General features: G+C 66.3%; 18 protein-coding genes. 6 read left to right on the top strand and 12 right to left on the bottom strand.

Annotated elements, in window-relative coordinates; translation table 11 throughout:
• Positions 1-47: 47 nt before the first annotated feature.
• A complete protein-coding gene (locus ACN0SE_RS06205; RefSeq protein WP_417523630.1) occupies positions 48-1,016 on the bottom strand; it encodes a carbon-nitrogen hydrolase family protein in 969 nt (322 codons plus the stop codon).
• Positions 1,017-1,436: 420 nt separating this feature from the next.
• Positions 1,437-2,006, bottom strand: coding sequence for a cupin domain-containing protein (locus ACN0SE_RS06200; RefSeq protein ID WP_417523629.1), 570 nt, complete (start codon positions 2,004-2,006; stop codon positions 1,437-1,439).
• A gap of 227 nt (positions 2,007-2,233) precedes the next feature.
• On the opposite strand from ACN0SE_RS06200, the gene gabT reads away from it, so the two are divergent.
• The 4 genes from gabT (at position 2,234) to ACN0SE_RS06180 (ending at position 7,222) form a co-directional block, all read left to right on the top strand.
• Positions 2,234-3,685, top strand: a complete 1,452-nt coding sequence (gabT, locus tag ACN0SE_RS06195) for a 4-aminobutyrate--2-oxoglutarate transaminase (protein WP_417523628.1) — start codon at positions 2,234-2,236, stop codon at positions 3,683-3,685.
• Positions 3,686-3,814: 129 nt separating this feature from the next.
• A complete protein-coding gene (locus ACN0SE_RS06190; protein WP_417523627.1) occupies positions 3,815-5,134 on the top strand; it encodes an aspartate aminotransferase family protein in 1,320 nt (439 codons plus the stop codon).
• Positions 5,135-5,162: 28 nt separating this feature from the next.
• The gene (locus ACN0SE_RS06185) at positions 5,163-5,726 is read left to right on the top strand and encodes a carboxymuconolactone decarboxylase family protein (protein WP_417523626.1); all 564 of its coding nucleotides are present in this window, start codon (positions 5,163-5,165) and stop codon (positions 5,724-5,726) included.
• A gap of 17 nt (positions 5,727-5,743) precedes the next feature.
• Positions 5,744-7,222 carry an NAD-dependent succinate-semialdehyde dehydrogenase gene (locus ACN0SE_RS06180; protein WP_417523625.1) on the top strand — a complete coding sequence of 493 codons (1,479 nt, stop codon included), beginning with the start codon at positions 5,744-5,746 and terminating at the stop codon, positions 7,220-7,222.
• 709 nt (positions 7,223-7,931) lie between these two features.
• Here ACN0SE_RS06180 and ACN0SE_RS06175 read toward each other — a convergent pair.
• From ACN0SE_RS06175 to ACN0SE_RS06155, 5 genes are all read right to left on the bottom strand, one after another.
• The gene (locus tag ACN0SE_RS06175; protein WP_417523624.1) at positions 7,932-8,753 is read right to left on the bottom strand and encodes an ATP-binding cassette domain-containing protein; all 822 of its coding nucleotides are present in this window, start codon (positions 8,751-8,753) and stop codon (positions 7,932-7,934) included.
• Position 8,754: 1 nt separating this feature from the next.
• Positions 8,755-9,858, bottom strand: coding sequence for an ABC transporter permease (locus tag ACN0SE_RS06170; protein WP_417523623.1), 1,104 nt, complete (start codon positions 9,856-9,858; stop codon positions 8,755-8,757).
• An 88-nt stretch (positions 9,859-9,946) separates the two neighbouring features.
• Positions 9,947-10,867: a sugar ABC transporter substrate-binding protein gene (locus ACN0SE_RS06165; protein ID WP_417523622.1), complete on the bottom strand. Its 921-nt coding sequence runs from the start codon at positions 10,865-10,867 to the stop codon at positions 9,947-9,949.
• A gap of 122 nt (positions 10,868-10,989) precedes the next feature.
• The gene (locus tag ACN0SE_RS06160) at positions 10,990-11,820 is read right to left on the bottom strand and encodes a MurR/RpiR family transcriptional regulator (protein ID WP_417523621.1); all 831 of its coding nucleotides are present in this window, start codon (positions 11,818-11,820) and stop codon (positions 10,990-10,992) included.
• Positions 11,821-12,022: 202 nt separating this feature from the next.
• Positions 12,023-12,697, bottom strand: coding sequence for a GntR family transcriptional regulator (locus ACN0SE_RS06155; RefSeq protein ID WP_417523620.1), 675 nt, complete (start codon positions 12,695-12,697; stop codon positions 12,023-12,025).
• 90 nt (positions 12,698-12,787) lie between these two features.
• Here ACN0SE_RS06155 and ACN0SE_RS06150 point away from each other — a divergent pair, with 90 nt between their 5' ends.
• Positions 12,788-13,852, top strand: a complete 1,065-nt coding sequence (locus ACN0SE_RS06150; protein ID WP_417523619.1) for an AbrB family transcriptional regulator — start codon at positions 12,788-12,790, stop codon at positions 13,850-13,852.
• A 58-nt stretch (positions 13,853-13,910) separates the two neighbouring features.
• On the opposite strand, the gene guaD is transcribed toward ACN0SE_RS06150, so the two are convergent.
• From guaD to xdhA, 5 genes are all read right to left on the bottom strand, one after another.
• Positions 13,911-15,239, bottom strand: a complete 1,329-nt coding sequence (guaD, locus tag ACN0SE_RS06145) for a guanine deaminase (RefSeq protein WP_417523618.1) — start codon at positions 15,237-15,239, stop codon at positions 13,911-13,913.
• Positions 15,240-15,317: 78 nt separating this feature from the next.
• Positions 15,318-16,901 (bottom strand): xanthine/uracil/vitamin C permease, encoded by a 1,584-nt coding sequence (locus ACN0SE_RS06140; protein ID WP_417523617.1) that lies wholly within the window; start codon positions 16,899-16,901, stop codon positions 15,318-15,320.
• Between the two features lie 59 nt (positions 16,902-16,960).
• Entirely contained in the window at positions 16,961-17,809 is an 849-nt protein-coding gene (xdhC, locus tag ACN0SE_RS06135) for a xanthine dehydrogenase accessory protein XdhC (protein ID WP_417523616.1), read from the bottom strand.
• Entirely contained in the window at positions 17,809-20,127 is a 2,319-nt protein-coding gene (gene xdhB / locus ACN0SE_RS06130) for a xanthine dehydrogenase molybdopterin binding subunit (protein ID WP_417523615.1), read from the bottom strand. The genes xdhC and xdhB overlap by 1 nt, the downstream gene beginning before the upstream one ends.
• A 13-nt stretch (positions 20,128-20,140) precedes the next feature.
• Complete coding sequence (xdhA, locus tag ACN0SE_RS06125; protein WP_417523614.1) at positions 20,141-21,598, bottom strand: xanthine dehydrogenase small subunit; 1,458 nt, start codon at positions 21,596-21,598, stop codon at positions 20,141-20,143.
• 161 nt (positions 21,599-21,759) lie between these two features.
• Here xdhA and ACN0SE_RS06120 point away from each other — a divergent pair, with 161 nt between their 5' ends.
• Positions 21,760-22,662, top strand: a complete 903-nt coding sequence (locus tag ACN0SE_RS06120) for a LysR family transcriptional regulator (protein WP_417523613.1) — start codon at positions 21,760-21,762, stop codon at positions 22,660-22,662.
• Positions 22,663-22,700 lie beyond the last annotated feature (38 nt).

Genomic DNA, 22,700 nt, shown 5'->3' with positions numbered 1-22,700 from the left:
CCTTTGCGACGCTGCGTGTTGTTCTGCCATCCGGTCGGAGGCGGCCGTCAGCCGGTGCCGCCGACCATCTTGTAAGGCGGCAGGTTGTCTTCCGGCCTGTTGGCTTGCGGGTCGAGCCCCAGCGCGCTGCGCGGGTCCGAGGTGTTCACCCCGGCCTGCGATCCCTGCTGCGGGATGGCGAGCGGGCCCAGTGTCTTGAGATAGGCGTCGGTGCCGCTGGTGCGGTCGTAGACCGGGAAATCGGCCTCGCGGTCGCGGAAGCTCTTGAGCACCTGGCCCAGCCCCTTCATCCCGGTCTCGCGCTGGCGGCGGACCATGTCGAGATCGACCTCGATCGGGAACATGTCCTCCTGCCCGGCCGACTGGTGCAGCACCGTGGCGGTCGGATCGACCACCAGCGACTTGCCCACGCCGCCGGCGCCAAGGCCGTTGACGTCGATCACGTAGCACTGGAACTGCGCCGCGGTGGCGCGTGCGATGGCGATCTCGGCGTCGCGGTCGGTGGTGCCGGTCAGCACCGGGTGCAACAGCACCTCGACGCCCTGGCTGGTCAGCTGCCGCGTGGTTTCGGGGAACCAGATGTCATAGCAGATCGACAGGCCGAAGCGGCCGACGTCAGGCACGTCGAAGACGCAGAATTCGGTGCCAGAGGCGATATCGGCCTCATAGGGCTTGAACGGGAACATCTTGCGGTAGCTGCTGATGATCTCGCCCTCGGGATTGATCACCACCGAGGTGTTGTAGATCTGGCCATCCTCGGCCTTTTCGAACATCGAGCCCGGGATCAGCCAGATCCGGTGGCGCCGCGCCTCTGCCTGAAAGATGGCGAGCGTGTCGTTCGGGAACGGCAGGGCATAGTCATGCAGCGGGCCAAAGGCCGCCAGCTCCGAGAACACCACCATCTGGGTCCAGGGGAACCGGGCCATCAGCACGGCAAGCCGCTGCTTCATGCCTTCGACGTTGGAATGCAGCGCCGCGACATGCATCTGCACGCCGGCGATTGCGAAAGGGGTCATCTGCTTTCTGTCTCCTTGCACGGCACAGGTCTTTGCTGCGCCGGGTTGTTCTGTTGCCCCCCTGGCTGACGGGGAATACGGCGGATCTCTGCCCGGCTCGCGCCCCGCCACGGAATCGTGGTCTGGTGTGTCACAGTGTCAGCCTTCCGGCGCACTGGAAAGGACGATCGAAGGAACGTCGCGGTACGCGCCGTCGCGCCGCCCTCTGGCGCCGGGCGCATCTTGGAATGGTAAAAGCCGCGAAAACCGGCCAAATTCCTGCCTCCAATCCCCTTCTGGCCCGAGGTGAGCCACACGGCCCTCACCCCCTCGAACCGGAATTCTCGTGCCTTCAGCATAGCTTGGGGCACCTCACAATCAACTGTCTCGGAAAACGCCCGCCTGCGGATTGGGCGCATCGCCCGTTTTGCGGGCATTTCGTCAAAACGTCGGCGGGGTGCAGGCGCTGATGATCACGCAATCCTGGTCGCCGATGTTGCGGAACTTGTGCGGCAGCCGGCTGTCGAACAGATAGCCGTCACCCTTGTTGAGCACCCGAACCTGATCGCCCACGGTGATCTCGATGATGCCCGAGATCACCACGCCGGCCTCTTCCGCCTGATGGCTCAGCATCTTCTCACCGGTGTCGGCGCCGGGGGGATAGGTCTCGTGCAGGAGCTGCAGGCTGTGCGACGAGGCATTGCCGAGCTGGCGCAGCGACACCCGCGAGGCGCCCTTGCCCAGTCCCATGTCCTGCGGCGAAAGCTCGATGAATTCGTCGGCGGTATAGAAGTACTTGGGCGTGCCGGCGTCCTCGACCTCGGAGAAAAACTCCGACAGCGGGGTCTGCACCGCGTCGAGAAGGCTTTTGAGTGACGAGACCGAGGGGCTGGTCTTGTTCTGCTCGATCATCGACACCGCGCCATTGGTCATTCCGGCCCGCGCCGCCAGCTCCCGCTGCGACATGCCGCGCGCCTCGCGCGCCGCCCTGAGTCTGCCACCGATATCCAATGCGTCGCCTTATTTTGAGTGCGTGTTTGAAATTGTAAGCGCTGATTTTGCCGGCGGTCAACCGGTATTCGCGCGGCGATCCGAGCGAATACCCGCCGATCCGCCATATTTATATGGGATTTCACAGGCACTTAGAAATTTGATCAAAGAACGCCGCGCGGACGGATTGACAAAAATAATGATCACGGCGTACTAATTTTTTAATCATTCACCGGAGGGTTGGGCATATGACCGCCAGCACCAAGCCGCGCGCCACCAGGGCCGCGAACAAGGACAAGAAAACCACCGCGCGCAAGCCGGCGAGCAAGCCTGCCGCAGCGCCCGCCAAGACTGCCGCCGCGCCCGCCAAACCGGCCGCCGCTGTCCAGACCGGCAGCAATGCCGCCCTCCTGGCCCGTCGCGAAGCCTCCGTGCCGCGCGGTGTCGCCTCGGCCGCGCCGATCTTTGCCGCCCGCGCCGAGAACGCCGAACTCTGGGATGTCGAAGGCAAGCGCTATATCGACTTTGCCGGCGGCATTGCCGTGCTGAACACCGGTCATCGCCACCCCGGCGTGGTTGCCGCCGCCAAGGCGCAGGAAGACCTCTATACCCACACCTCCTTCCAGGTGGTGCCCTATGAGCCCTACGTGGCGCTGGCCGAAAAGCTGAACGCACTCGCGCCGGGCGATTTCGCCAAGAAGACGCTGCTGGTCACCACCGGTGCCGAAGCCGTCGAGAACGCCGTCAAGATCGCCCGCGCCCACACCGGCCGTCCCGGCATCATCGCCTTCAACGGCTCGTACCATGGCCGCACCCTGCTGACCCTCGGCATGACCGGCAAGATCACCCCCTACAAGAAGGACGTCGGCCCCTTCCCCGCCGACATCTTCCGCGCGCCCTTCCCGGATGCGCGCCAGGGCGTCACCGTCGAGGACAGCCTCAAGGCGCTCGAGATGCTGTTCCTGACCGATGCCCAGCCCGACCGCGTGGCGGCGATCATTCTCGAGCCGGTGCTCGGCGAAGGCGGCTATCACCCGGTGCCCGCCGAGATGTTCCAGGCGCTGCGCGCGATCTGTGACAAGCACGGCATCCTGCTGATCTCCGACGAGATCCAGGCCGGCTTCGGCCGCACCGGCACCTGGTTTGCCATCGAGCATTCCGGCGTCGCGCCCGACCTGATCACCTGTGCCAAGTCGATGGCCGGCGGCTATCCGATTGCCGGCGTGATCGGCCGCGCCGACGTGATGGACAGCCTCGCCCCCGGCGGCCTTGGCGGCACCTATGGCGGCAACCCGGTGGCCTGTGCCGCGGCGCTTGCAGCCATCGAGGCGATCGAAAGCGAAGGATTGCTCGCACGCTCCGCCGCGCTGGGCGAAACCTTCCGCGCCCGCTTTGCCGAGATCGGCGCGCGGGTTGCGCCCTTCCGGATGTGGGACATCCGCGGTCTTGGCGCGATGCTGGCGGTGGAGTTTGTCACCGACTTCGACACCGCCACTCCGGATGCCGCGCTGACCAAGGCGGTGATCGCCAAGGCGCTGCAGAAGGGCCTGATCCTGCTGGCCTGCGGCATGCACGGCAACGCGCTGCGCATCATGGTGCCGCTGACCGCGTCGGACGAGATCATCGAGGAAGCCATGGTGATCTTCGAGGCCGCCCTGGCCGAGGCGATTGCCGACGAACAGGCGCTCGCCGCCGAGTGACCAGACCCCGAGGCTGGCGGCATTTTCCCGCCGCCAGCCTTGCTTGCTCCTGTCATCAGGTTTACGCGGGATGCAGGCCCGCCCTCGCTGGACGGGTCCCCCCGGTTGCCTCAATCAGGAGCTCCTCCGATGAACCACGTCTTTCCGCGCCATTCCAAAGCCAAGCTTCCCACCGCCGTCGGCGGCGAGGGCTGCTACCTGATCGATGCCGACGGCAAGCGCTACCTGGACGGATCGGGCGGCGCCGCGGTGTCGTGCCTCGGCCACAACGACGAAGAGGTCGTGGCCGCCGTCAAGGCGCAGATCGACACCCTGGCCTTTGCCCACACCGGATTCTTCACCTCGCAGCCGGCCGAGGAACTGGCCGATCTGCTGATCGCCAATGCGCCCGAAGGGATCGACCGGGTCTACCTGGTCTCCGGCGGGTCAGAGGCCACCGAGGCCGCGATCAAGCTGGCCCGGCAATACTGGGTCGAGAAAGGCGAGCCGCAGCGCGGCAAGCTGATCGCTCGCAAGCAGAGCTACCACGGCAACACCATCGGCGCGCTTTCCGCCGGCGGCAACGAATGGCGCCGGGCGCAATTCGCGCCGCTGCTGCTTGACGTGAGCCATATCGACCCCTGCTACGACTACCGCCTGCGCCACGAGGGCGAGAGCGCCGAGGATTACGGCCGCCGCGCTGCCGATGCGCTGGAGGACGAGATCCAGCGCCTTGGCCCCGAGAGCGTCATGGCCTTCATCGCCGAACCGGTGGTGGGCGCCACCGCCGGCGCCCTGGCCCCGGCACCGGGTTATTTCAAGCGCATCCGCGAGATCTGCGACCGCCACGGCATCCTCCTGATCCTCGACGAGGTGATGTGCGGCATGGGCCGGACCGGCACGCTTTTCGCCTGCGAGCAGGACGGCATCAGCCCGGATATCCTTTGCGTGGCCAAAGGTTTGGGCGCCGGCTATCAGCCGATCGGCGCGATGCTCTGCACCTCGGAGATTTACGACACCATTGCCAGTGGCACCGGCTTCTTCCAGCACGGCCACACCTACATGGGCCATCCAGTCGCCGCGGCGGCCGGCAAGGCCGTCGTCTCGGCCATCCTCGACCGCGGACTGCTGCCGCGGGTTCAGGAAATGGGCGAGAAGCTGCAGGAAAAACTGACCGAGCGCTTCGGCCAGCACCCGCATGTCGGTGACATCCGCGGCCGTGGATTGTTCCGCGGCATCGAACTGGTGGAAGACCGCGACAGCAAGGAGCCCTTCGATCCCGCCAAGGGGCTGGCCGCCAAGATCAAGAAGGCTGCCTTCGCCGAGGGCCTGATCTGCTATCCGATGTCCGGCACGCTCGATGGTCAGCGCGGCGATCACGTGCTTCTGGCCCCGCCCTTCATCATCGAGGAGGCGCAGCTTGACGAATTGGTCGACAAGCTGGACCGCGCCATCGCGGCCTCTATCTGATGCGTGAGAGCTGCCAAGGACAGAGCCGATGACCGCCGCCTTTCCCCTGCCCCCGATCTCCGACGCCGACTGGCCCGAGGAGATCGCCGAGATGACCGGCGGCTTTGCCGGCAAGCTCAACGTCTATCGCACCATGGCGCATGACCCGGCGCTGCTGCGCGCCTGGGCCACGCTGCGCGATCACGTCGTGCTGAAAAGCGCGCTGGGGCTCGAGATGGTCGAAGTGGTGATCCTGCGCACCGGCGTGCGGCTGAGCTCGCGCTACGAATGGCAGCAGCACATTTCGCGCGCCCGCAAGGTGGGCTTCACCGATGCCCGCATCGCCTCGATCCGTGGCCAGATCGACGGCATGGCGCCGGAGGATGCACTTCTGGCGCGGGCGGTGGACGAACTTTTCGACATGAAGCAGCTTTCGCCGATGACCGCCAAGGCACTGGTCGAAGCCTATGGCAAGGAAGGCATGATCGACGTGATGGCGACGGTCGGCTTCTATTCCACGCTGGGCTTCCTGCTGAAAACCTGCGGCACGCCGCTTGACGATGACATTGCCGCCGAACTGGCGACGCAACCTTTTTCCGAAACAGACAACTGAGAATTGGAGCTTCCTGCATGCTCGACCAACAGACCGATCTTGCCTCCCTGCTGAACGATCCCGAGCTGATCGCCACCAAGGCCTATCTGGCCGGCGAATGGCGTGACGCCAGGGACGGCGCCACCTTTGACGTGACCAACCCGGCGCGTGGCGATGTCATTGCCAAGGTCGCCGACCTGTCGCGCGAAGAATGCGCCGAGGCGATCGATGCCGCCTATGTGGCGCAGAAGGACTGGGCGCAATGGACCGGCAAGGAACGTGCCGCCGTTCTGCGCAAGTGGTTCGACCTGATGGTCGAACATGCCGAGGACCTGGGCAAGATCCTCACCGCCGAACAGGGCAAGCCCAAGGCCGAGGCCAAGGGTGAGGTGATGTATGGCGCGTCCTTCATCGAATGGTTCGCAGAAGAGGCCAAGCGCGCCTATGGCGAGACCATCCCCGGCCACCAGCGCGACAAGCGGATCACTGTGATCAGCCAGCCGATCGGCGTGGCCGCCTCGATCACGCCGTGGAACTTCCCCAACGCGATGATCACCCGCAAGGCCGGCCCGGCGCTGGCCTCTGGCTGCGCCTTTGTCGCCCGCCCCGCCGCCGAGACGCCGCTTTCGGCGCTGGCGCTGGGGGTTCTGGCCGAACGCGCCGGCATTCCGCATGGTGTCTTCTCGGTGATCCCCTCGTCGCGTTCCTCCGAGATCGGCAAGGAATTCTGCGAGAACCCCAAGGTCCGCAAGCTGACCTTCACCGGCTCGACCGAGGTGGGCCGCATCCTGCTGAAGCAGGCCGCCGACCAGGTGATGAAATGCTCGATGGAACTGGGCGGCAACGCGCCCTTCATCGTGTTCGACGACGCCGATCTGGATGCCGCCGTCGAAGGCGCGATGATCTCGAAGTACCGCAACAACGGCCAGACCTGCGTCTGCGCCAACCGGATCTACGTGCAGGCCGGCGTCTATGACGCCTTTGCCGAGAAGCTGGCCAAGGCCGTGGCCGACATGAAGGTCGGCGACGGTCTGGCGGACGAACCCACCGTCGGCCCGCTGATCAACGAGGCGGCGGTCGAGAAGGTCGAAGAGCATATCGCCGATGCCCTCGCCAAGGGCGGCAAGGTGATCCAGGGCGGCAAGCGTCACGAACTTGGCGGCACCTTCTTCGAGCCGACGATCATCACCGGGGCGACCAAGGAGATGGTGTTCTCGCAGGACGAGACCTTCGGCCCGATGGCACCGCTGTTCAAGTTCGACACCGTCGACGAGGTGATCGAGCTGGCCAATGACACGATCTTCGGCCTGGCGTCGTACTTCTACGCCAAGGACCTGAGCCGGGTAACCAAGGTGCAGGAAGCGCTGGAATACGGCATGGTCGGCGTGAACACCGGTCTGATCTCGACCGAGGTGGCGCCCTTTGGCGGGGTCAAGCAATCCGGCCTCGGCCGCGAAGGCAGCCGGCACGGCATGGATGAGTTCATGGAGCTGAAGTACATCTGTACCTCGGTTTGATCTTCAGGCCGCCGGAGCTTGCTCCGGCGGCCTATTCGCTCTGAGACGGGCCAGCGGCTGCCCGCGGGATGCCGCTGCTCCCGTCGTTCTGCCGCACTTTATCCCAGCCAAATCCGGAGAACCTCCGAGCTAGGCGCTTGCGTCAGCGAAAGCGGCAGCCCGGTGGGGCGGGCAGCCGCTGGCCCGGCGGGCTTGCGCCCCTGTTCCGGGCCACGAGGGGCGCAGGCGTTTTTCGAGAGGCGCCAAAGCCTTCCTCACTCCAGCCACCCCACCCGCATGCCGGGCCAGCGGCTGCCCGCGGGATGCCGCTGCACCGGCAGTTCTTTGGCACTTTATCCCGGCCAAATCCGGAAGACCTCTGAGAGACGCACCAAGACCAGCCAAAGCGGCAGCCCGTTGGGGCGGGCAGCCGCTGGCCCGGCGGGCTGACGCCCTTGATTCCGGGCCACGAGTGGCTCAGGGGTTTTTCGGAAGGCGCCAAAGCACTCCTCACTTCAGCCACCCCACCCAACATGCCGGGCCAGCGGCTGCCCGGGAGATGCCGCTACCTCGGCAGTTCAGCCGCACTTTATCCCGGCCAAATCCGGATAACCTCCGAACGACGCACCAAGCCCAGCCAAAGCGGCAGCCCGGTGGGGCGGGCAGCCGCTGGCCCGGCGGGCTGACGCCCTTGATTCCGGGCCACGAGGGGCGCAGGCGTTTCAGCCCTTCACACCGTCCCGCCCAGCGATCCCTCCAGCTGCGCCATCTCCTGGCCGCCGGCCATCATGTCCTGCAGCTCTTCCGGCGTGATCTCTCCACGCTGCGCCGTCCCCAGCGTCTTGCCCCTGTTCAGCACCGTGAACCGGTCGCCCACCGCCAAAGCGTGCCGCACGTTGTGGCTGATGAAAACCACACCGATCCCGGCCTTGCGCACCTTGTCGATGGTTGCCAGCACGTTCGAGGTTTGGCGCACGCCAAGTGCCGAGGTCGGTTCATCCAAAATCAGGATCTTGGCGCCGAAATGCACCGCCCTGGCAATCGCCACCGTCTGACGCTCGCCGCCCGACAGGGTCCCCACAGCCTGATCGGGCGCGCGCAGGTTGATCCCCATCTTGCGCATTTCGGCCATGGTGATCTCGTTCATCCGGGCGACGTCCATGCGCTTGAACGGCCCGCGCCCGATGGTGGGCTCGCGCCCCATGAAGAAGTTCCGCGTCACGCTCATCAGGGGGATCATCGCAAGGTCCTGGAACACCGTGGCAATCCCCGCCTCCATGGCATCCCTCGGACTGCCGAAATCCATGGTCTGCCCTTCGAAGAGAATCTCGCCCTTGGTGGGCTTGTGCACGCCCGACATGGTCTTGATGAAGGTCGACTTGCCGGCGCCATTGTCGCCCAGCAGGCAGTGACACTCCCCCGGCTTGACGTCGAAGCTGACGCCGGCCAGGGCGATGATATTGCCGAAATGCTTCTCGATATCGACCATCTTGACGATCGGCTCGGCGGTATTGGGCGCGTCGCCGTGGTGAAAGGTTGTGTCCTCGGTCATCTCAACGTTCTCCCGTCACGCGCTTGCGGATGGCATTGTTGAACAACACCGCGATCAACAGCATGCCGCCCAGGAACACCTGGAACCAGTCCTGGTCGAAATCGGTGTAGGTCAGCCCGATGACCACCATGCCGAAGATGATCGAGCCAAAGAACGCCCCGATCGCCGAGCCATAGCCGCCGGTCAGCAGGCAGCCGCCGATCACCGCGGCGATGATCGCCTCGAATTCCTTCTGAAAGCCCCGGCGCGAGTCGGTCGAGCCTGCGTCCATCACCGTGATGATTGCCACCAGAGCGGCGCAACAGGCGGTGACCATGAAGAGCGAAATCTTCACTCGCCGCACCGGCACGCCCGAGTTGGTGGCGGCATTGGTGTCGCCGCCGGCGGCGAAAATCCAGTTGCCCGCCGGCGTGCGCAGCAGCACCCAGGTGGCCAGCAGCGCGATGATCACGAACCAGATGATCTCGATCGGCAGGCCCGGCACCTTGGGATTGCCGTTCTTGAAGGTCTCGACGATCCCCTTCTCGGCCAGCCAGGCAAACATCCCGCCAAAGGCATCGCCGGAAAAGAATGGCGCCAGCCAGTCGCCCTCGGTGGCATCCCGCACCCCGCGCAGCTGGGTCGAGCCGCCGGTCGCCATTTTCAGCCCCACCAGCGACAGCCCCCGCAGGATGAAGAGAAAGGCCAGTGTCACGATGAAGGACGGCAGGCCCGACCGGATCACGATCAGCCCGTTGATCGAGCCCACCAGCGCGGCAAAGAGGAACGTCGCCGGAATGGCGATCACCAGCGGCAGGCCGAAGGTCACGGTGGACGCGGCAAAGAACAGCCCGGCAAAGGCCACCATCGAGCCAATCGAGAGGTCGAACTCGCCGCCGATCATCAGCATCGCCGCGCCGATGGCGAGGATGCCGAGCTGCGCCGCCGGGGTCATGAAGTTGATGATCCCCGAGGTGGTGAACATTGCCGGATCGGCGGTGGCGAGGAAGAACAGCGTCACAAGGATCACCCCGGCGATGGCGCCCAGCTCGGGGCGTTTCATCATCCGGGCGCCGAAGCCTTCGGATTTGAGCCGTTCGTCGACGGCTTGGGTACTGTCGGACATGGGGGTCTCCTCTGGCCTTTGGATGCAAAAGGGCCGTGGCGCGGTCACACACCACGGCCCCCCTGTTCCGCAGACGTCGGTTTGCAGATTAACGGATGCCTTGAGCCGAAAGCTCGATCGCCTGGCCGGCCTTGTCCTTGGTGACAAGGTTCGGGCCCGAGGGCACGTTGCCGCCCGGCATCAGGCCGTACTTGGCATTGTTGGCCAGGAAGACCACCGGCAGGTAGCCCTGCAGGAACTGCTGCTGGTCGATGGCAAAGGCCGCGTCGCCGGCGGCAATCGATTCAAGGAAGTTGGCCGAGAGGTCGAAGGAGGCGACATGCACCTCGCGCCCCGAGGCCTGCGCCGCCTTGAGCGAAGGCTCGCCCGCCAGGCTCGCGCCCAGGGCCATCACCGTGTCGATATCCTCATTCGAGGCCAGCGCCGCCGAGACCTTGGATTCGATCTCTGCCGGGTCGTTGCCGGTGGGCAGAACCTCGACCGAGCCGCCAAAGCCCTCTTCGAAGCCCGAGCAGCGCAGGTCGAGCGCCACGTTGCCGACCTCGTGGTTGACGCAGATCGCGGTGGTGCCGCCCATCTCGGCCAGCTTGGCGCCGGCTGCCTTGCCCGCGTCGAACTCGGACTGGCCAACGTGCAGCGCCGCGCCCAGTTCGGCGGCGACATCGGAGCCGGAGTTCATCGAGATCACCGGAATGCCGGCCTCGGCCGCGCGTCTGATCGACGGGCCGAGCGCGTCACCATCGGGGATCGAGACGACGATGCCGTCGGGCTCCTGGTTGACGGCGGCGTCGATCAGCTGGCTCATCGCCACCATGTCAAAGGTCTCTGGCGCGCGGTATTCCACGTTGGCGCCGGTGTGCTGCGCGGCGAGGTCGACGCCGTTCTTGACCACCGACCAGAACGGGTCATTGGCCTGGCCGTGGCTGACAACAATGATGTCCTGCGCCAATGCCGGCGCGGCAAGGCCGACGGCCGCGGCAAAGGCCGCGGTTTTGATGAAATTGGTCATGGTTCCTCCCTTTGAACGATACGGGGTTTTCCCCGGTTGTTCCGGCCTGCGCCGGTGTTCCGCCTTGCCCTCCTCCGACAAAATGGAACATTTATTCCACTACCCTCGAATCGGACGCCAAGTCAACTCTGGTGGCGCAGCGCGCTGACCGAAACGGCCAGCGCCGTCGTCAGGGTGTTTGCGGCGCTCAGGCCCCGGAAACCGGCGACCTCGCCCTCGCGCACGAGCAGCAGTTCGCTGGCACTCTGACTGAGCGGACAGCTTTGTGAATCGGTCAGCCCGAAGACGGTGATACCGCGGTCGGCGGCGGATTGTGCCAGACGCAGGGTCTCTTCGGAAAAGGGTGCAAAGGAGATGGCAAAGAGCACATCCCCCGGCAGCACCGCGCCATGGCTCTCGATCATGCCGGAAGTGAAATGCACATTGGCCGGAACGCCCATCTTTTCGAACAGATATCCCATGTTGCTGACCACCGCAAAAGCACGCCGCAGCCCCACCAGGTGGATCACCCGCGCCTCGGACATGCCCCTGGCAATCCGGTCGAGCCGATCGCTTGTCACCGTATTTGAAAGCGTTAACAGTGATTTATGCCCCGCTTCGACAAAATCCGCCAGCAGCCGCCCGGTGCCCAGCGCGCCGCCTTCGGACAGGCTGGCAAGGCGTGCGTCGTAGTCGGGGCGGAAATCGGTGAAGCGGGCGCGCAGCAGGTTCTGCATCTGCGAATAGCCCGTAAAGCCAACTGCCTGACAGAACCGCATGTAGACCGAGGGTGCCACGTCGGCGGCCTGCGCCATCTCGGACACGGTGGATACCGCGATCAGGTGCAGGTGCCGGCGGGTGAAATCGGCGCATTGCCTGAGCCGCTTTGGCAGATCCTCCCTCTGCGCATCGAGGCGTTCAAGCAATTCCGAAACGCTCTCGGGCGCGGTCTGCATCTCGGCAAGCTTGGTCATTCAGGCGTCCTTTCCGGTGTCGCGCCAGATTACCCGAACGCCAGAGAAATGGAACAAAAATTCCTTAGTGCGACTTAAGGGTGTTCTGTCAGAGTGTTACGAGCGGAACGCCTCGCCCCGCTCCGGGGGCCGCGTCCGTATCAGGCCGCGCGTCTGCGCGCCGCATCACACACCAGCGCTGCCAGCGGTCATCGCGGCCCCGTCAGGTCTCGTCCTGGCCACGGTCGCGTTCGCGCAGGGCGCGGATGCGCAGACGTTGCGAGGCTTCGATATGGGCGCGCATCGCCGCCTCGGCCGCCGCCCCGTCGCGGGATTTCAGCGCCGCGAGGATGTCGCGGTGCTCGACCACCGCGCTTTCGGCGCGTTCGGCATCAGACAGCATGGTCGGGCCGAGGATCATCAGCGCTTTCTGCAGCGACACCATGGACTTGGCGAGAAAGCGGTTCTTGGCGCCGTCGAGCAGCGTGGCATGGAACACCCGGTTCAATCGCGCCGCCTCGGCGCCGGTGCCCTCTTCCGCCAGCCGGTCGTTGAGCCGGTCGAGCTCGTCGATCTCGACGTCGGACGCCGCCCGAGCCGCCAGCCGCGCCGCCGTGCCTTCGAGCACCGCGCGCATCTCGTAGAGCTCCATGACCTCGGCGTAGTCCAGCCGGCGCAGGCTGGCGCCCTGGCGCGGCACATGGGAGACAAGCCCGTCGGCCTCGAGCTGGCGGATCGCCTCGCGCACCGGGGTGCGGCTGACGCCCAGCCGCTCGGCCAGCTCGGTCTCGCGCAGCCGGTCGCCGGGCAAGAGCGTGCCGGCGCGGATCTCGTCCAGCAGCTGAAGATAGGTGGCGCTGCCCTGCGGGCCCGACTGCGGATCGGCTGGCTCGGTCATCTGGTTACTCGCTTGCATCTTGTATCCAATCGTATACAAATGGGTACACGCCGAGTCAACCGCGCCTCCAGCCTCTTTCGGAGCCTTACCGTGTCAGATGTTACCTCCCCGCTCTCACCGCTTGTCCGTCGTCTGCTGACCGGGGCGCTTGCGGCGCTGGGCACCGCGCTGTTCTGGGCGCTGGACCTGCCGCTGCCGTTTCTCTTCGGGCCGATGGCCGCCTGCCTGATCGCGGCGCTGGCGCATGTGCCGATCAAGGGCTTTGGCGAGGTCTCGATGGGCGCGCGCACCATCCTGGGCGTGGCGGTCGGCGCCTCGATCACCCCGGCGCTCTTTGCCGAGCTGCCGCGGATGATGGGGTCGGTCGCGCTCATCCCGGTGTTCATCGGGCTGATCGGGTTGGTGGGGGTGCCGTTCTTTCGCCGGGTCTGGGGCTTTGACGCGCCCACCGCCTATTACGCGGCGATGCCTGGCGGCCTGCAGGACATGGTGATCTTCGGCACCGAGGCCGGCGGCGATCCGCGCGCGCTGTCGCTGATCCATGCGACGCGGGTGCTGATCATCGTGACGCTGGCGCCGATCTTTCTGACCTATGGCTATGGCGCGGCGCTGACCAACCCGATCGGCGCGCCGGTGACCGAGGTGCCGCTGGCAGAGCTGGCGCTGATGGTGGCGGCGGCCTGGATCGGCTGGAAAGGCGGCGCGCGGGTGGGCCTCTTCGGCGCCTCGATCCTCGGGCCGCTGATCGTGACCGCCGTGCTGTCACTCTCGGGCCTGATCCACGCCCGCCCCCCGCGCGAGGCGATCCTCGCGGCGCAATTCTTCATCGGCTGCGGCATCGGCGTGCACTTCCTGGGCGTCACCCTGCGCGAATTGCAGCGGGTGGTGGCGGCGGGCGTGGCCTATGTGGTGGTGCTGGCGCTCCTGGCGGCGGGGTTCACCGCGCTGGCGACGCAGCTGGGCCTCGCCGGTCCGGTCGAGACCTTCCTGGCCTTTGCCCCCGGCGGCCAGGCCGAGATGACGGTGCTGGCCATCGTCGCCGGGGCCGACCTGGGCTTTGTCATCACCCATCACCTGACGCGGATCGTCATCGTCATCATCGGGGCGCCGATTGTCGCCGGGATCATCCGGCGGCGGTCCAGACCTCCGGGTTGATCATGTGGATCGGGGCGCCCTCGGCACAAGCCTGCCGCTGGCCTCGGACGAGTGACCCTCAGGCCATGACACGCGCGCCGATCAGCGCCTTCTGCGCCCGGCCGGCGACGTAGACCTCTTCCACAGCGCGGTCATCGCCCAGCATCTGCAGGATAAAGAGCTCTTCCGACAGGGTCTCTGCCGCCTCGGCCCTGAGCGCCATCGCCGACGTGGCGGCGGGATTCAGCACCACCACATCGGCATCGGTGCCCACGTCCAGCGTGCCGATCCGGTCGGCCATCCCGAGCGCCACGGCATTGCCGCGGGTGATCCAGTGGAAGGCCGCCAGCGGATGCAGCTTCTGGCCCTGCAGCTGCAGGACCTTGTAGCCCTCGTTCAGGGTCTGCAGCATCGAATAGCTGGTGCCGGCGCCGACGTCGGTGGCGATCCCGGCATGGATCCCCTGCGCCCTCAGGCGCGCATCGTCGAAGAGGCCGGAGCCAAGAAAGAGGTTCGAGGTCGGGCAGAACACCGGCTTGGCGCCGGTCGTCGCCAGCACCTCGATCTCGCGCGGCTCGAGGTGGATGGAATGGCCGAGCAGCGTCTTGTCATGCAACAGGCCGTAACGCTCGTAAACGCCAAGGTAATCCGGCGCTTCGGGATAAAGCGACCGGGTAAAGGCGATCTCGTCGCGGTTCTCGCTCAGGTGGGTCTGCACGTGGCAATCGGGGTGTTCGGCCACCAGCGCGCCCGCCATCTCGAGCTGCTCCGGGGTCGAGGTGATGGCAAAACGCGGCGTGATCGCGTAGTGCGCCCGCCCCCGCCCGTGCCAACGCGCGATCAGTGCGCGGCTTTCGTCATAGCCCTGCTGCGGCGTGTCGGTCAGACCCTCGGGCGCATTGCGGTCCATCATCACCTTGCCGCCGATCATCGCCATGTCGCGGCGCGCGGCCTCGAAAAAATAAGCCTCGACCGAGGCCGGATGCACCGAGCAGAAGGCCACCGCCGAGGTGGTGCCATGGCCGATCAGCAGGTCATAGAAGCGCGCGGCCATGGTAGCGCTGTGCTCCGGATCGGCAAAGCCGGTCTCGGCCGGAAAGGTGTAATTGTTCAGCCAGTCGAGCAGCTGCGCGCCCCAGGACGCGATCACCTGTACCTGCGGGAAATGGATATGGGTGTCGATGAAACCCGGCATCAGCAGGCAGGGCCGGTGATCGACAAGCGTGGCGCCGGGGGCTTGGGCCGCGATCTCGGCATAGTCGCCCACCGCCTCGATCAGCCCGCCGGCCATCAGCACCGCGCCATCGGCGAAATAGCTGTAGGCGGCGCTGTCGCCCTCGTCGCGGGGGGCGGCGTGAAAGGTCAGCACCCGGCCGCGCAGCAGCGTCTTGTCATTCGTCTGAAGCATGGTTCCGTCTCGTTTCTGGTGAAGGCGCGGGCCCCTTGGGTGCAGGGCCCGCGCTGTGTCAGTCCCGGGGTTCCCCGGTCATTCGGCAGGCGTGCCCTGCCCCTCTGCCAGCGGAAGATCGTCCTCGGCGCGGTCTTCCTGCACATGTACCAGCGGGTAGATGTAGAGGAAGGCGGCGGCGATCAGGTAGCCCATGGAGACCGGGTTGAAATCCGGCCAATGCAGGCTGGCGCCGTGGATCACCCCGAAGAGCGACATGACGGCCGCGGCCAGGGCAAAGCCGCCGGCATTGCGGAACCGCCCGTCGATCACCGACGCCACGATCGCGCCCCAGATCAGACCGGTCAGGATCGCGCCCTGGCTCAGTGCCAGATGCCCCTGGAAATGCGCGCCCTGCTGCAAGAGCGCGGCGGTCAGCGCCTCGTCGCCCAGACGCGGCAAGCCCTCGACACCGGTGGCGCCCAAGGCCCCCATCAGCGAGCCCCATTTGACCATCAGGAAGGCCGAGACATGTGGCATCATCGCGATGGTGACCGCGGCCATATGCGCCGGTTTCACCGACATCGCCGTGTTGGTGATCAGCGACAGCGCCACGAAGACCAGCACCGGCGCGGCGGCGGCCACGGGGATCAAGTCATTGAGGAAGGCCAGGAGGCCAAAGACCGCCGCCACCGGGATCACCACGGCCACGCCGATGATATAGCCGGCATGTGCCCCCATCCGCTTGTAGGCCGGGTGGCCGATATAGGCGGTGGTCGGGAACGGCGAGCCGAAGAGCGCACCGATCATCGTGCCGACACCATCGGTCACCTGGCAGGTGGCGACGGGGTAATGGTCGCCCGCGGCCTCGGCGCTCTCGACGTTGTTCATGGTTTCGATGAAGTTGTAGATCTGCACCGGCACCAGCACGAGGAACAGCTCGGGGTTGGCAAAGAGGTGCTGGATGCCCGCGATCAGGTCACCGACATAGGGCAGCGGCGGGTAGAAGCCGACGCCGGCAAAGCTGATCTTCGCCTCGCCGATCGACAGCGCCACCAGCGTGCCGACGATCAGCGCCAGAAGGCCCGCGGGGATGTTGAACGGCAGGCGGAAACGGCCGACCAGCCCCCAGAGGATGATGATCATCGAGGCAAAGCCCACAAACGGGTTCTCGAACACCGTGGCCAGCGGCACCGTGCCGATGAACACCAGAGCAATGCCGCAGAGCGTGCCCAGCATGCCGGCGCGCGGGGTGACACGCTTGAGCCAGGGGCCGACGATGGCGCCCATGGCAGCGACGATGCCGCCCATGAAGCCCGCGCCGATGCCCACCTGCCAGGCCAGAACCGGGTCATTCGTCGCCCAGTAGATCGGGCCGATGACACCGAAGAGATAGACGAACATCACCGGCGTCGAGATGCCATAGGGCAGCGCGGTGACATCGCGGCCGGTCTTCTCGGCGGCGCGCTTGGCCAGCCAGACATAGACCGCGATACCGGCGACAATCGCCACGGCGGCGCCGGGCACGATGCGGCCGAAGACGATCTCGGCCGGCATCTGGAAGACGAACTGGCAGATCCCCGCCAGCACCATCAGGTTGATCAAATTGTCGGTGAACAGCGCCCAGAAGGCGCTGAAATCGCTGCGTGAGACCAGCGTATATGTGTAACTCCCATCCCGCATGGGGACCTCCTCCTTAGAATGCGCCGACAGGCCCGCTCCTCTTCGGGCCGGTGGCGCGGCTATTGCGCCGCGATCAGCGGTGCATTGCCCCGAACCGGGGCCTCTGCGGCAGTTTCAGAGGTCAGCGCCGCGATCACGTCTGCCACCACGAAGGCGGCGATCACGGCTGGCCGCTTGTCGCGGCTGCCGCCTGCCCCGATGGGACAGATGAGATCTTCGATGGTCAGCCCATCGCAATGTTTCAGGCACCAGCTGCGGAACTTGGCCCGCTTGGTGTCAGAGCCGATCAGGCCTACGTAAGCCGCGTCGCCGCGCTCCAGCGCCGCCGAGGCCAGCAGGAAATCCAGCCCGTGGTCATGGGTCAGCACAACAAAGGCGCTGCCGGCCGGCGCAGTCATGATGTCGATCTCGGGGATGGCGCTCTGGCGTGTCTCGACCTGCGCTGTGCTCTGCGCCAGTTCCTCTGCACGCTGGTCGATCAGCACGGTCCTGACGGGAAGATGCTGCAGCTGCGCCGCCAGCGCCCGGCCGACATGGCCGGCGCCGAGGATATAGACCGCAGGCGCCGCCTCTGCCTCTGCCCGCGCCTCGGCCAGGGCGGCGGCGCGGTCGCCTTCGCTCATCCGTTGCAGCGACACCTCGACCCGCCCGCCGCAGCATTGGCCGATCTCCGGCCCCAGCGGCACGTCGAGCACCTGCGCCAGATCGCCAGAGGCCAGCAGCGCGCGGGCGGCGTCGATGGCGATATGTTCGAGCCTTCCGCCGCCGATGGTGCCGAAGAGCGCCTCGGCGGTGACATACATCTCGGTTCCCGCCTCGCGCGGTGACGAGCCCTTGACCGACGTCAGCCGCACCCGCACCACCGGATCGGCGGCGAGGAAGGCCTCGAGCTGTGCCACCCCGGCCATCACACCCGCCCCCGCAGCCGCTCCACCGCCATCAGCACGCGCTCGGGCGTGGCCGGCGCATCGAGACGCGGGCATTCGCGGTAGGCGGCGACACTGGCCACCGCCATCGACAGCGCCTCGAAGACCGAGACGCCGAGCATGAAGGGCGGCTCGCCCACGGCCTTGGACCGCTTGATCGTGCGCTCGGGGTTCACCGACCATTCCGCGAGGTTCACGTTGAAGATCCGCGGCGCGTCAGAGGCCAGCGGGATCTTGTAGGTCGAGGGCGCATGGGTGCGCAGCCTTCCCTGTTGGTCCCACCACAGTTCCTCGGTGGTGAGCCACCCCATGCCTTGGATGAAGGCGCCTTCGACCTGGCCCTTGTCGAGCACCGGGTTCAGCGAGCGACCGACGTCGTGCAACAGGTCGGTGCGCTCGACCCGGTATTCCCCGGTCAGCGTGTCGACCGAGACCTCGGAGCACGACGCGCCGTAGGCGTAATAGTAGAACGGCCGCCCCTTGCCCGCCGCGCGGTCCCAGTGGATGTCCGGCGTCTTGTAGAAACCCGCCGCCGAGAGATGCACCCGCGCCATATAGGCGGCCTTGACCAGCGCGTCGAAGGCCATGACCTCGTCGCCGACCTTGACCGCGTTGGGCAGGAAGACGACTTCCGCCTCGCTGACGTTCCACTTTTCGGCCGCGAAATCCACCAGCCGCGCCTTGATCTGCTCGGCCGCATCGAGCGCCGCCATGCCGTTGAGGTCAGAGCCGGAGGACGCCGCCGTGGCCGAGGTGTTGGGCACCTTCTCGGTCGTGGTTTTGGTGATCTTGATCCGGCTGATATCCACCTGAAAGGCATCGGCCACCACCTGCGCCACCTTGGTATTCAGCCCCTGCCCCATCTCGGTGCCGCCGTGGTTCAGATGGATCGAGCCATCGGAATAGACGTGGATCAGCGAACCGGCCTGATTGTAATGCGTGGCGGTGAAGGAGATGCCGAACTTGACCGGCGTCAGCGCAATGCCGCGCTTGATGAAGCGGCTATGCGCGTTGAACTCGAGGATTGCCTTGCGACGGGCCTGATAGTCGGCGCTTTCCTCCAGCTCGCCCACCAGACGGTCGAGGATATTGTCGGTGACCTGCTGGTGATAGGGCGTCAGGTCGCGGCCTTCGCCGCCGTAGAAGTTGGCCTTGCGCACTTCCAGCGGGTCTTTGCCCAGCGCATAGGCGATCTCTTCGATCATCCGCTCGGCGGCAACCACGCCCTGCGGTCCGCCAAAGCCGCGAAAGGCGGTGTTGGAGACCGTGTTGGTCTTCATCGGCCGCGAGGTGAGCTTCACATGCGGATAGAAATAGGCGTTGTCGGCATGAAACAGCGCGCGGTCGGTGACCGGGCCGGAGAGGTCCGAGGTCCAGCCGCAGCGCGCGGCGAACTGGCTCTCGACCGCATGGATGCGGCCCGCGTTGTCAAAAGCCACGTCGTAATCGATGACGAAATCATGCCGCTTGCCGGTGGCGGTCATGTCCTGATCGCGGTCCGGGCGGATCTTGACCGGGCGGTTCCACTTCTTCGCCGCCAGCGCCGCGACGCAGGCAAAGAGGTTCATCTGGCTTTCCTTGCCGCCAAAGCCGCCGCCCATGCGCCGCACGTTCACCGTGACCGCATTCGACGGCACGCCCAGAACATGCGCCACCATGTGCTGCGCCTCGCTGGGGTGCTGGGTCGAACAATGCACCACCACGTCGTCATCCTCGCCCGGGATGGCAAAGGAGATATGGCCTTCGAGGTACATGTGATCTTGGCCACCGACGGTGATCCGACCCTGCAGGCGGTTCTCCGCCCCGGCAAAGCCCGCCGCAACATCGCCGCGTTCCAGCGTCAGCGGATCGGTGACATGCGGATAGCCGGCGCCGATGGCGGCATCCGGGTCGAGCGCATGGGGGAGAGCCGTGCACTCGACCCGGGCCAGAGCCGCCGCTCGGCGGGCGGCATCCCGGGTTTCGGCCACCACCGCAAACAGCGGCTGGCCATGGAATTCGATCTTGTCAGTCGGAAACAGCGGCTCGTCGTGCCGGCCGGTGGGGCTGACATCATTGACGCCGGGAATGTCGGCGGCGGTGAGCACGCCGATCACGCCGGGGGCAGCCTTCACCGCCGCGAGGTCGAGCGCGGTGATCTCGGCATGGGCCACATCCGAGACGCCGAGATAGGCGTGCAGCGTGCCTGCAGGCTCGGCGATATCGTCGCAATACTCGGCGCGGCCGGTGACATGCTTGAGCGCGCTGTCGTGGCGCAGGTCGCTGTGGACGGCGCCTTCGATGGTGATCTGGTCTTTCATGGTCGTCCCTCCCTTACGCCACGGCCAGCCGGACCGGCTGGGTGCTGTCCTGCTCGTGGTAGAACCGGCGCAGCAGGTTGGCAGCGGCGCTGTCGCGATACTCGGCGCTGGCGCGCCAGTCGGTGAGTGGGGTGAAATCCTGCGCCAGAGCGGTGGCGGCGGCCTCGAAGGCGCTTTCGTGCCAGGCCTGACCCAGAAGCGCGGCTTCTGCCGCAGCCGCCCGCCTCGGCGTGGCGGCCATGCCACCGAAGGCCAGCCTGACATCGGTGATGATGCCGTCGCTCAGCGTGACGCGGAAGCCGGCAGCGACCGAGGAGATATCCTCGTCGCGGCGTTTGGATATCTTGTAGGCAGCGTGGCGCTGGCCTGCCTGCAAAACCGGCAGGCGGATCTCTTCGACGAATTCGCCGGGCGCGCGGTCCTGCTTGCCGTAGTCGATGAAGAAGTCCTCAAGCGCCATCTGCCGGCGGGTGTCGCCGTGGCGCAGCACCACTTCGGCACCCATGGCGATCAGCACCGGCGGGGTATCCCCGATGGGCGAGCCATTGGCGATATTGCCGCCGATGGTGCCGGCATTGCGCACCTGCCAGCCGGCAATGCGCGACCAGTATTCGGCCAGATGCGGATAGTGCTCGGCGATTACCGGGCCAAGCTCGGAATAGCTGACGCCGGCGCCGATGCGCAGGTGGTCGCCCTCACGCTCGATCCGCTTGAGCCCGTCGAGATGGCCGATGAAGATCGCGGGGCCGATGGGCTTGAGAAACTTGGTCACCCAGAGGCCAACGTCCGTCGCTCCTGCCACCACGGTGGCCTGCGGATTGGCGGCATAGGCCGCGGCAAAGTCGTCGACATCGCCGGGCAGGATGGCGCGGTTGCCCTCGGGGCCGGTCTCGATCCGCTGGCCGTCGCGCAGCGCGGTCAGGGCGGCGGTGATCTTGTCGCGCTCCTGCTCCAGCAGGTCGGCGGTGGGGGTGCCGTAGCGGCTGACGGCCACGGCGGCGCGGATGATCGGCGCGTAGCCGGTGCAGCGGCAGAGATTGCCCTGGATCGCGGTCTCGACTTGTTGCGCGCTGGGCTCGGGCACCTCCATCCAGAGCGCGTAGAGCGCCATGACAAAGCCCGGCGTGCAGAAGCCGCACTGGCTGCCGTGATGCTCGACCATCGCCTGTTGCACCGGGTGCAGCCCGCCGTCGGGGCCGCGCAGATGTTCGATGGTGACCACGTGGCACCCATCCAGCGTGGCGAGGAATCGGATGCAGGCATTGACCGCCTCGTAGCGCAGCTGACCGCTGGCCAGGCGACCGACCAGCACGGTGCAGGCGCCGCAATCGCCCTCGGCGCAGCCTTCCTTGGTGCCGGTCAGCCGGCGGTTCAGGCGCAGGAAGTCGAGAAGGGTCTGCGAGGCGCCCACCTCTGGCAGCGCCACTGGCGCGCCGTTGAGCAGAAAACGGATCTCGTTGCGGCTTTGCATGTCATTCCTCCCGAAGCGTGCATCCCTTAAGAGAGGTTCTACGCCTTTGCGGCTTCAACGAATACGGGCGCATTCGGCAAATACTTTATACGGATCGTTGATAATGGCGGTGCAGCGGGTGTACCCTGAGCGCGGTTCCCTGACCCATGCGAGCAAAGCCGATGCCTTACGTCGAAAGCCTGCGAGTCTTTGTCCGCGTGGTCGAGCTGGGCTCGATCACCTCTGGCGGTCGCGACCTGCGGTTGACCCCCGCGGTGGCCAGCAAACGCATCAAGGAACTGGAGCGTCACCTGGGTGTGCGGCTCTTCAACCGCACCACCCGGTCACTGACGCCGACCGAGGTCGGCCGGGTGTTCTATGAGCACGCGCGACAGGCGCTGGCAGCGCTCGACGAGGCCGAGGCGGTGGTGGCCAACTTCTCCGACACGCCGCGCGGGGTGATCCGGGTGACCGCGCCGCTGGTCACCGGCCGACGGATCATCGCGCCGCTGGTGCCGGAATTCACCGACCTCTACCCCGAGTGCCAGGTGCAGATGCGCCTGTCGGACCGGGCGGTCGACATGCTGGGCGAGCGGCTGGACGTGGCGTTCTTCGTGGGCATTCCCAAGGAATCGGGACTGACCCTGCGCAAGATCGCCGCCTGCGACCGGGTGCTCTGCGCCGCACCGGAGTATCTGGAACGGCATGGGGTGCCCACGGGTCCTGACGACCTGTTGCAGCACAATTGCCTGCTGCTGCGCTACCCGCGTTCGCCCGAGTATTTCTGGGTGCTGGAGACGCCCGCCGGTCCCCGCAAGCTCGAGGTGGCGGGCAAGTTCGACGCCGACGACAGCGACGTTCTGATCACCTGGGCCTTGGCGGGGCGCGGCATTGCCAATATCCCGCGGTTCCTGATTGCCGATGCGTTGGTCTCGGGCGCGCTGGTGCCGGTGCTGGAGGACCTGCCGCCGGCGCCGTCGATCTTCGGCTGCCTCTATCCGCACCGGCGGTTGCAGGATCCGAAGATCCGGCGATTTGTCGAATTCATGACGGAGCGGTGCCGGCGGGTTGTGATGGGGGCGTGATTGCAAGGCGGTGTGCCCCGTGCCGGCGGGGGTTGGGG

The organism is Marinovum sp. (assembly GCF_048263515.1).
Taxonomy (GTDB): Bacteria; Pseudomonadota; Alphaproteobacteria; order Rhodobacterales; family Rhodobacteraceae; genus Marinovum.
Note: the sequence above shows the minus strand (reverse complement) of the source record. Positions and strands in the feature narration are given on the sequence as shown.

Bases quoted from the DNA above. Each gene is read 5' to 3' on its own strand.
- ACN0SE_RS06170 (WP_417523623.1), bottom strand. From the start codon at position 9,858: ATGTCCGACAGTACCCAAGCCGTCGACGAACGGCTCAAATCCGAAGGC.
- gabT (WP_417523628.1), top strand. From the start codon at position 2,234: ATGACCGCCAGCACCAAGCCGCGCGCCACCAGGGCCGCGAACAAGGAC.
- ACN0SE_RS06190 (WP_417523627.1), top strand. From the start codon at position 3,815: ATGAACCACGTCTTTCCGCGCCATTCCAAAGCCAAGCTTCCCACCGCC.
- ACN0SE_RS06175 (WP_417523624.1), bottom strand. From the start codon at position 8,753: ATGACCGAGGACACAACCTTTCACCACGGCGACGCGCCCAATACCGCC.
- xdhB (WP_417523615.1), bottom strand. From the start codon at position 20,127: ATGAAAGACCAGATCACCATCGAAGGCGCCGTCCACAGCGACCTGCGC.
- ACN0SE_RS06165 (WP_417523622.1), bottom strand. From the start codon at position 10,867: ATGACCAATTTCATCAAAACCGCGGCCTTTGCCGCGGCCGTCGGCCTT.
- ACN0SE_RS06160 (WP_417523621.1), bottom strand. From the start codon at position 11,820: ATGACCAAGCTTGCCGAGATGCAGACCGCGCCCGAGAGCGTTTCGGAA.
- ACN0SE_RS06180 (WP_417523625.1), top strand. From the start codon at position 5,744: ATGCTCGACCAACAGACCGATCTTGCCTCCCTGCTGAACGATCCCGAG.
- guaD (WP_417523618.1), bottom strand. From the start codon at position 15,239: ATGCTTCAGACGAATGACAAGACGCTGCTGCGCGGCCGGGTGCTGACC.
- ACN0SE_RS06185 (WP_417523626.1), top strand. From the start codon at position 5,163: ATGACCGCCGCCTTTCCCCTGCCCCCGATCTCCGACGCCGACTGGCCC.
- xdhA (WP_417523614.1), bottom strand. From the start codon at position 21,598: ATGCAAAGCCGCAACGAGATCCGTTTTCTGCTCAACGGCGCGCCAGTG.
- ACN0SE_RS06120 (WP_417523613.1), top strand. From the start codon at position 21,760: ATGCCTTACGTCGAAAGCCTGCGAGTCTTTGTCCGCGTGGTCGAGCTG.
- ACN0SE_RS06140 (WP_417523617.1), bottom strand. From the start codon at position 16,901: ATGCGGGATGGGAGTTACACATATACGCTGGTCTCACGCAGCGATTTC.
- ACN0SE_RS06205 (WP_417523630.1), bottom strand. From the start codon at position 1,016: ATGACCCCTTTCGCAATCGCCGGCGTGCAGATGCATGTCGCGGCGCTG.
- xdhC (WP_417523616.1), bottom strand. From the start codon at position 17,809: ATGGCCGGGGTGGCACAGCTCGAGGCCTTCCTCGCCGCCGATCCGGTG.
- ACN0SE_RS06155 (WP_417523620.1), bottom strand. From the start codon at position 12,697: ATGACCGAGCCAGCCGATCCGCAGTCGGGCCCGCAGGGCAGCGCCACC.